The following is a 5,675-nucleotide window of genomic DNA, read 5'->3' as shown; positions in this document are numbered from 1 at the left end:
ACCCGTTGCAGTCACTTGAACCATCGCCAGCGCAACGACCGCTTTCGATGTGAAACGGGCTGGGTCGTAGACCATCAAGCCGCGTACTGCATAGCAGAAAAACCATTGCCCTGAAGGGCAATGGGTTTGCCTCTGCTTGGTCGCCGGGCACAATATACAAGCGACTGGATGGTTCCGGTGAAAGACCTGAGGTGATAATCCTGGAGATAGCGCTGCGCCACGGCGCGGTAAGCTGGTTAATGGAAGGCAGAAAACGACGACGCCCGCATATGCGGGCGTCGTGAGTGCTTGACGCTCTTCGCACAAGAGGAATCGACCCATGTTAGTCGTTCGCATACTGCTACGTTTCCCGCACGCTGAAAATCCCTTAACGATGAGGTAGCTTCGGAAGCCTGAGCACTGCGGCCGTGAAATCGTCGAGGCTGGCTTTGCCATGTAAAATCATTTTCAAGATTTCTCGTCTCGTCTGATCAAATTTTGCATTTCCGATCGGCGAACCCGCAGGCGCGACTATGAGATTATAAGGGGTGAGGAATCGTTCACGAAACTGCCCCTCTCCGTTCAGCCTTATCGGTACGCCATCAATGACTGTTGCGCCGTCCTCCAGTTCTTCATATCTGATAGGTCGGCCACGAAACATACCAAAACCTTCACTAGCGTACCCTTGCTCTTTTACCGCCGAGTCTATATAGCTATAGTCATATAACCCTGTCGGCGGGCTTGCTTTACTCTTGACGTAGATAAATTGCTGGTGATACGCACCAGCATTAACCGCCGCCAGCTCATCTATCTCCAGTTCCTTGCCATCTAAAAGGACGGAGGTTGGGCCGACTTGAATGTACGACCTGATTTCCAATTCTCCATCCCGCCACCACCAGACCGGGCAGTCTTCTTTGAAAACGATTGGCTCTTGCAGCAGAACATTCAAACGAGCAACGGCTTCATGGGGATTTTTAAACCACGACGTCCCTCGTACTCCGGGGAAAGCATGAGCAAAACGCTCACTAAAAAAGGAGGTGCTTATTTCGCCGTTCAGCGACGGCAATTCATTATTCGATTGAGCGAACGGGTTCTTCCCGATGGCCGGTTTCTTGGCTTTAGGACTGTCAAGGATTTCTCGCAGCAATTCATCCAGTTTGGACTGAAATTGGCTATCGTCACTAAAATCAATATAGAACCTTGATCCAAGGCAAGTGGGGACCTTGTTTCCGGTAGCCCCACGAACCAGTGGTATGAATTTGTTGGTATTTTGATTTTGGAGTAACTCCGCTGTCAATATACTCTTCTCATATCCTACGCCACCAATTCCGCTATTCGCCTTCTTATTATAGTTATCGGTGCAAATAGCCAAAACGCGCTGTGAACCGGATAGGCTATGCTCCATAAAGCTTGCCAAGTCTTGCCCAAGCCCGAGATCCCATTGATCCAAGATCACATCCACACCGTTGACGACCAATTGGTTAGCGAGATGCAATACCCAGCCTTTGTGATTATCGTCGTCGTGAGAGTATGAAAGGAAGACCTTCGGCGCAGGCGTCATTTGCGTGTTCCTGTAGTTGGAAGAGCGCACATTGTAATGTGCCATCGCAGAACTAAGCGACAGGGGTCGGCGGCAGTGACCACGCTGTACGGGAGGGCTCACAGGTTGGAAGTTGAGCTTGGATTACCCGAGCTAGCACTCGATGCCGTCGAGCCTGGGACGGCCATAGTTGACATTCAGAAAGCGTTGATACCCCCGCGGGCGGGCTAGCGCTGACCATGTGCGCAGCGTTTGAATATGCATTAGGTAGGATGCAGCAGCGTGAAGACATCGTCCGCGCACGTCTGAGGGACGACCGAGATGGCGATCGCGGTGGGTGCAACCTTTCATGCAAAAGACATAAAGTGACCCTCTCTGGACCTTAAACCCTGCCTCACCTCTAGGTCCACTTTGCGATGTTTAACGACCATCCACACATGCGAGTCGGCTAGGAATTGAGGCCCTAGTGCGGAACTGCGATCAGAGGAGCTACCCAGCTCACATCCGGACGCCGTCAGCCTTCGATATTCCGAGACTCATCGAGGCCCCTTCCGTAAACTCGACATTCTGACCTGCTGCACCACGGTCCTATTGACGGCGGAGGTCATTGGCCGAGACAATGTGCCATTAAAGACGCATTTAAAGACTGATATCTCTCCAGCAATATGGCTAACTTCTCGTTACTTCGGGAAGAGACCACGGGTGAACGATCATGGGATACCGGAATAAGACGTACGTCATTTTTGACGGCGACAAGGACATGTGGGCATACGGCTTCATGCTCGGTTGGAACAAGAACGAGCACATGGAGTTCAGCTTCTATGACGCACACGACCTGCGGCCGATGGAAGGCACCGCTAGCGAAGCGTACGTTAAAAGCGTCCTCAAGCAGCGCCTTCAAAACACCAAGCAGGCCATCGTCATAGTTGGAGATAGCACGAGATACCTGTACAAGTTCGTGCGGTGGGAAATCGAGACGTGTATCGAGATGGGCATCCCGATTGTGGTCGTGAACCTGAACGGCCTGAGGGCAATGGACACGGATTTGTGTCCTCCGATCCTGCGCGGTACATGCACGATTCACGTGCCGTTCAAGGCGAAGGCTATCCAGTTCGCGCTGGACGACTTCTGCAATGGATTCGCCAACTACAAGACGCAGGGCTTCACTGACTTGTATCTGAAGCCTCACGTCTATACGTCGCTTGGCCTATGACGGAGGGTAATTTTCCCCCGCTGTACCAGGCGGCTGATGACGCATCGAAGAAGGCGCAGAAGAAGCTCCTCTGGGCGTTGGGTGGAAACCTGACGCTCCTTGTGGTGGCCGCCGCAATGTCTGTGGCGAACGTCCAGACGAGTTGTTTTGCGCTTCTCCAAATGGGCCCACTTGTTGGAACGCTACTGCTGACCTTGTACCTTGCCGTCATGCGACCGCAGCGCATTTGGTATGGCACGCGTGCCTTAGCGGAATCGGTGAAGACAGTCTCGTGGAGGTACATGATGCGCGCTGAGCCATTCAACCGGGATGAGGCTTCTGACCGCGACCACTTCAAGGACTCGCTCACCGACATCTTCACTACAAACACTAACATCTCGGCTCACGCAGTGACGATGACATCCGGCTCGCAAATCACGCAAGAGATGACGCGCGTTCGGAATCTGCCGCTTCAGCAACGCATCGACTTGTACGAGGCGGAGCGGGTTGAAGATCAGCAAGGCTGGTACAGCCGTAAAGCAAGATTCAACCAACGGTCATCTACTCTATGGTTTAGCGGTTTGATTCTGATGAACCTGCTGGCATTGGGGTTCGCCGCAGCAAAGATCGCTCACCCGACCGTCAACTATTGGCCGACAGACATTCTCGTGGCCGCTGCGGCCTCCGTCATGGCGTGGATACAGACGAAGCGCTTTCAAGAGCTGGCCGCCTCGTACACGCTTACGGCACATGAGATCGGATTGCTGCGGATAGCGTTGCCGAATCCACCGACGGCTGACAAGTTCTCGAAGTATGTGGGCGATGCTGAGAATGCCTTCTCACGAGAGCACACGCAGTGGCAGGCGCGACGGGACGTTGACTAGTGGTGCGCCTTGCTGGTCCCGTCAGCCTGCTAACGGGTGCAGAGCCCTCCTGTCAAGAACAGTTGCGCCCTATTATGAACATGTACTTTCCGGCGGCCCCGTCGTATAAAATCTGAGAAGATCGTCAGCCAAGAAAAGCGACGGCGGCAAGGAGATCGGTTTGTTTAATCTATTGGTGCAGTTCAACCCTTGGGGCGCAGGGCGCGACACAGTTCCGGTTGGTCGGTTGTTTGAATACACCGACGACGACGTCGCTGAATCCTTTCGCGACGGTGATCGGATCGCCCTCGACCGCCTCATCCGCCTCCCATGCGTTTTCATGGAAGAAGGTACTGACGATCAGCTGGCCCGGGTCGGGACGATTACGCATGCTCGGCTTGCCGGCCGGGAAATTGCCATCGAATACACCTTCGATATGGATATCCCGCCCCTCCTGAACAGCGCGATTTTCGCGAACAGGATCGATTTCGATATGCCTCATGACTTCGAGTTCTCTCGGAGCCACTGGGCCGTAAAGGACGTAGACCTTTATAGGGTTCTTATCCGAAATACGCAGTCGCGCCGGCAGCGCCCTACCGTATTCAATATCACGGAGCATGAACGAATCGAACCCAGGTTGCTTTCGGCAATGATGCCGTTTGACGCGCCCTTCGCGCCTGTTTATGAAACCCTTCGCCAGACTGCAGAAAACGTCGGGCTTCGTTGCCGTCGCGCTGACGATATCTGGGAAAATCCCGCGATCATTCAAGATATCGTCTCCCTGATCGACCGTTCGCGCGTTGTCATCTGCGATTGCACAAACCGCAACCCAAACGTCTTCTATGAAATCGGCATAGCCCATACCTTGGGCCGCGAAGTAATTCTCATCACCCAGAACGCCAACGACATACCGTTTGATCTCCGCCACCTACGCTATGTACCGTACCTGAATAATGCAGAGGGCCGCCAGGTCTTAGGTCAAACGCTCCAGCGACGCTTGGAAGCCATCGTCGAGGGCTAGTAAACGCCCCACGGCTTCGAAGACGCGCCCTTGGTCTGTTGGTCGTGCTCTTCCAGCAAAAAGGTGAGATAGCTGCGCGCGAGGTTGCAGTAAAGACGCGCCTCGTGCGGCTGGATCGCGATGCCCTCTTTGAGATCGGTCCCGTGACGGACCCCGCCTCCCGTGGGCGATGAAAGGTAACCATGCAAGGTCGTCATCCACGTCATAATATTTTCCTGTGCCTTGCCCCGCTCCCGCTTTTTCATCTCGTTAATGATAGGCCCGAAATACTTCCCATGAATCGTCACCGTGTCCTCGCCCAAGCCCCGAAATGCTGTCGTGATCGATTCTAGTAGGAAGAGGATTTCTTGGACCGCGCGCCGGCCCTGACCAGCATCGAGCAGCCGTTCGGATTCCGCCAAACACTCGTCAATAAGCGCCCTGGCCTGCTCATCCAGCGATGGCGCCTGACGCGGAACAGTGATCGGCGTATAGGCGCGCGTTGCGATTAAAGCGGGAAGTTGAATTTCATAGCCCGCATCATGTTCCGCCAGGATCGTGTTGATAATTTGGACGTCTGGCACGCCTAAGCCGGACTGTTCGAGATCTTCGCAGCAATTCCAAAAAGCCTCGATGAACACAGGCGCATTCTCAGCTGAGTTATCCATGAACCGAGATAGATCACTCCACGCCCAATCCAGGCTGCTGCTTCGACCATTCCCGCCGAAGCGGCTTTTGCATTGCTCAACCGCGCGCCATACATCACCTTGCGCTGCAATTTTTTCGATCAGATCGTAAAAATCACGGACAACACCTTGCGGGATAGGCCCCGGGCTTTTGAAACGCCACGATTTATCGAAGTCGAGCAATTTACTTGTCCTCGCGATCATCCAGGAATCCCCGCATCGACTACGAGAAGGGATGTGTAATCAGCCTTTTGGCGATTGTCATTAGGTCGGTCAGTTTAGTTCAGTTCGAAGAAGGAGGTCGCTGCCGGCGCGTATCTTCGCGCAGTCGGCAAACTAGCTGCGAGTCTACCTAATTCCGCATGAGGCCGATCAGCGCCCGCTTGCTAACCTCTGCTCAATGACCGCTTCCGAG

General features: G+C 54.0%; 5 protein-coding genes. 3 read left to right on the top strand and 2 right to left on the bottom strand.

Features of this window, described 5'->3' with window-relative positions:
* Positions 1–367: 367 nt before the first annotated feature.
* The gene (locus U4Z64_RS37045; RefSeq protein WP_321822661.1) at positions 368–1,540 is read right to left on the bottom strand and encodes a toll/interleukin-1 receptor domain-containing protein; all 1,173 of its coding nucleotides are present in this window, start codon (positions 1,538–1,540) and stop codon (positions 368–370) included.
* 691 nt (positions 1,541–2,231) lie between these two features.
* On the opposite strand from U4Z64_RS37045, the gene U4Z64_RS37040 reads away from it, so the two are divergent.
* From U4Z64_RS37040 to U4Z64_RS37030, 3 genes are all read left to right on the top strand, one after another.
* Positions 2,232–2,732 carry a TIR domain-containing protein gene (locus U4Z64_RS37040; protein ID WP_321822660.1) on the top strand — a complete coding sequence of 167 codons (501 nt, stop codon included), beginning with the start codon at positions 2,232–2,234 and terminating at the stop codon, positions 2,730–2,732.
* Complete coding sequence (locus tag U4Z64_RS37035; RefSeq protein ID WP_321822659.1) at positions 2,729–3,595, top strand: DUF4231 domain-containing protein; 867 nt, start codon at positions 2,729–2,731, stop codon at positions 3,593–3,595. The genes U4Z64_RS37040 and U4Z64_RS37035 overlap by 4 nt, the downstream gene beginning before the upstream one ends.
* A gap of 160 nt (positions 3,596–3,755) precedes the next feature.
* On the top strand, positions 3,756–4,595 hold the full coding sequence (locus U4Z64_RS37030; RefSeq protein WP_321822658.1) for a hypothetical protein: 840 nt from the start codon (positions 3,756–3,758) through the stop codon (positions 4,593–4,595).
* Here U4Z64_RS37030 and U4Z64_RS37025 read toward each other — a convergent pair.
* Positions 4,592–5,443 (bottom strand): hypothetical protein, encoded by an 852-nt coding sequence (locus tag U4Z64_RS37025; protein ID WP_321822657.1) that lies wholly within the window; start codon positions 5,441–5,443, stop codon positions 4,592–4,594. The genes U4Z64_RS37030 and U4Z64_RS37025 overlap by 4 nt on opposite strands.
* Positions 5,444–5,675 lie beyond the last annotated feature (232 nt).

It is taken from the genome of Burkholderia sp. BCC1996 (assembly GCF_905339955.1).
Taxonomy (GTDB): domain Bacteria; phylum Pseudomonadota; class Gammaproteobacteria; order Burkholderiales; family Burkholderiaceae; genus Burkholderia.
Note: the sequence above shows the minus strand (reverse complement) of the source record. Positions and strands in the feature narration are given on the sequence as shown.

What these genes read in the sequence shown, in the direction of transcription:
- U4Z64_RS37045 (WP_321822661.1), bottom strand. Translation starts at nt 1,540, where the DNA reads ATGACGCCTGCGCCGAAGGTCTTCCTTTCATACTCTCACGACGACGAT.
- U4Z64_RS37040 (WP_321822660.1), top strand. Translation starts at nt 2,232, where the DNA reads ATGGGATACCGGAATAAGACGTACGTCATTTTTGACGGCGACAAGGAC.
- U4Z64_RS37035 (WP_321822659.1), top strand. Translation starts at nt 2,729, where the DNA reads ATGACGGAGGGTAATTTTCCCCCGCTGTACCAGGCGGCTGATGACGCA.